5 protein-coding genes are annotated in these 2,756 nt (G+C 48.2%); 2 read left to right on the forward strand and 3 right to left on the reverse strand.

Features of this window, described 5'->3' with window-relative positions:
- Both VIM72_RS24140 and VIM72_RS24145 read left to right on the forward strand, forming a co-directional pair.
- Positions 1-751, forward strand: a 751-nt coding sequence (locus tag VIM72_RS24140) for a dihydrodipicolinate synthase family protein (protein WP_332005384.1), incomplete at its 5' end; no start/stop codon positions are given.
- A 66-nt stretch (positions 752-817) separates the two neighbouring features.
- Positions 818-1,048: a thioredoxin family protein gene (locus VIM72_RS24145; RefSeq protein ID WP_332005385.1), complete on the forward strand. Its 231-nt coding sequence runs from the start codon at positions 818-820 to the stop codon at positions 1,046-1,048.
- 66 nt (positions 1,049-1,114) lie between these two features.
- Here the strand turns inward: VIM72_RS24145 and VIM72_RS24150 are convergent, their stop codons facing one another.
- The 3 genes from VIM72_RS24150 to VIM72_RS24160 form a co-directional block, all read right to left on the reverse strand.
- Positions 1,115-1,456 (reverse strand): YciI family protein, encoded by a 342-nt coding sequence (locus VIM72_RS24150; protein WP_332005386.1) that lies wholly within the window; start codon positions 1,454-1,456, stop codon positions 1,115-1,117.
- A gap of 11 nt (positions 1,457-1,467) precedes the next feature.
- Positions 1,468-2,067, reverse strand: coding sequence for an FMN-dependent NADH-azoreductase (locus VIM72_RS24155; protein ID WP_332005387.1), 600 nt, complete (start codon positions 2,065-2,067; stop codon positions 1,468-1,470).
- Between the two features lie 146 nt (positions 2,068-2,213).
- On the reverse strand, positions 2,214-2,756 hold a 543-nt coding region (locus VIM72_RS24160), incomplete at its 5' end, for an alpha/beta hydrolase (RefSeq protein WP_332005388.1).

Consider the following 2,756-nt stretch of genomic DNA (forward strand, 5'->3'; position numbering starts at 1 on the left):
ATTGCCTTACCTTACCGATCCCGAAAAAGAAGCCATCACCGAAGCAACTATCCAACAGGTAGCCGGCCGTGTTCCAACATTGGTCGGGGTATCCAATCTTACTACGGATAAAACGATCTATCATGCCCGGTTTGCAGAAAAAGCCGGCGCCACAGCGGTCATGATCATCCCGATGAGTTACTGGAAACTAACCGACCAGGAGATCGTTGAGCATTACGATGCCGTAGCATCCAAAATTTCCATCCCCATCATGGCATATAACAATCCCGCCACCGGTGGGGTGGATATGTCGCCGGCCTTGCTGAAACGGCTGCTGCAGATCCCGAATGTAACAATGATCAAAGAAAGTACGGGCGATGTGCAGCGCATGCATTACCTGAGAAGGGAGCTGGGAGAAGAAGTGGCCTTTTACAACGGCTCCAATCCTCTTGCCCTGGCAGCATTTGCCGCGGGCGCCACAGGATGGTGTACAGCTGCTCCCAACCTGATCCCCGGGCTTAACACCGGGTTATACCATGCAATTCTGAATAATGACCTGGCCGGCGCCCGGGAGCTGTTCTATAAGCAGGTTGACCTGTTGAAGTTCATTGTAACCAAAGGTTTGCCGCGGGCTATTAAGGAAGGGCTAACGCTGCTGGGAGAAGATGGCGGGTATTTACGCAGCCCTTTGAAGCCACTGAACAAGGATGAAATACTGGAGCTGGAACGTATCCTTTCCACCATAAAAGAGCTGGACTACCAGTTTTCATAGAAACTGTACCAGCTCCCTGGCCTAAGTCTATGGTAATTTTGCAACGCATCTCTAAAAACAATAATTATGGCAAAAGCAATTTTTTATCACGCAGGCTGTCCTGTATGTGTAAGTGCAGAACAGGATATTCTGAACCTCATTCCTTCGGAAGCAGTAGAAGTGGTGCATCTGGGAACTGAAAAAGCAAAGGTGGCGGAAGCTGAAGAAGCCGGTGTGCAATCTGTACCGGCACTGGTACTTTCCAATGGAAATGTATTGCATATCAATTTTGGCGCTGCTATAGGGGATCTGAAGTAAAGAACAAAGGGGCCGCCTCAAATTACTTTGAGACGGTCCCCTTTTTTATGACGTTGATAGTGCAGGCTAATCCCGCTTTAATACTTCCCTCACTTCAATACATCCTCCAATTTTAAAGATCGGGTTCTCTTTCGCCATCGCCACCGCTTCATCTATATCTGCTGTTTTAACGATCACATAGCCAACAATAAATTCCTTGATCTCCGTATAAGGCCCGTCAGTGACCACATTATCAGCCCTTACCGTTTTTGCGCTTTCGGGAGCGGGCAGCAGGGTGTTTCCCTTGTCCGCTAACTTACCCTGGGCAGCAATACCTTCTAACCACCTCATACGTTCCTGGATCTGTTCAGGTGTTGGTTTAAAATCAGCGATGTCGTTTAACCGGAATATTAATGTAAACTCTTTCATGGTTTGATATTTTACAAATGCGCTAAGATCTTTTCATAGTCTGCCTGAAAGCCGGGCATGGCCGTTCCTTCCACCCTGAATGTATGAGTTTCGGTGCTGCCAACATACGCATTAAATACGGCATTGACATGCGAAGCAATGAACTCATGATCCTTAGGCCAATCTTCCAGCCTCCCGCCGGAGGCTATGGCCAGGTACACCTTTTTGCCATTCAGGCGGCCCTTTCTGGCGCCATTTTCATCATAGCCATAAGTAACGCCAAAGCGCACCAGCTGATCTATCCAGGCTTTTAACAAGGCCGACATTCCCAGGTTGTACATGGGTGTACCCAGTACTAAAATATCTGCATTGCTTACATCATTCACCACGGAATCGGCATATTCCAGCAGGCGGCGTTCCGCTTCAGTTAGGGACCGGGGATCCTTGTAAAAAGCGCCGGTCAGATCCCCGTTCAGAAATGGAGGGGAGCCCTTTGTAAGATCTCTTTCAATCACAGTGTCAATCTCATGCTTCCCCGCTAATTTATCAACAATAGCCTGGCTCAGGCCTTTACTATACGAATCGTTTTCCCGGGCACTGGAAATAATGTGCAAAGCTGTCTTCTTTGTCATAAGATCGTAGGTTTATGGCCATAACGATTGAAGATCAGGAATGGGGACACGGATTTTCTTTTTTTTGGGAAGATGCCACGCATATTTAATAAAAAGGGTGTATCAGATTTTTTTTGATACACCCTCTTTCCATTTATTCCAGTCAATTACTTCACAGCATCGCTTTTGAAAAAGGCATTCAATTCCTTCACCCATAGTTCCGGCGCTTCCAGTGCAGCAAAGTGTCCGCCTTTTTCCATGTTGGTGAACCGTTTTACATTTGTCTTTCTTTGCGCCCATTCTATGGGTGTGGGAGCATCGCCGGGGAATACTGCCACGCCGGTGGGGGTATTCACCTTTTGGGCTGAAGCCAGTTGCTGAAAAGCGCCCACAGCATAGCTGCGCATAGAGGAGTTGATCGTTTGGGTAACCCAGTAGATCATGATATTGGTGAGCAGCTCATCATTTGTGAAATGCTCCTCAATAGTGCCACCCGGTGTGCCCCAGGTGCTGAACTTTTCAACGATCCAGGATGCAAGCCCTGTGGGGGAATCATTTAACCCATAGGCCTGGGTTTGCGGCTTGGTGGCGTGCAGCATGGCGTAGGCTCCTTCCTGGTACCACCATTGCTGAATAACCTGCCCGAATTCCTGTTCGGCTTTAGACATGGTGCTCCAATCTTCTGATCCGTTAGGGTATCCCACATCTGT

The sequence above is a fragment of the Chitinophaga sp. genome (assembly GCF_036569185.1).
Lineage (GTDB): Bacteria > Bacteroidota > Bacteroidia > Chitinophagales > Chitinophagaceae > Chitinophaga.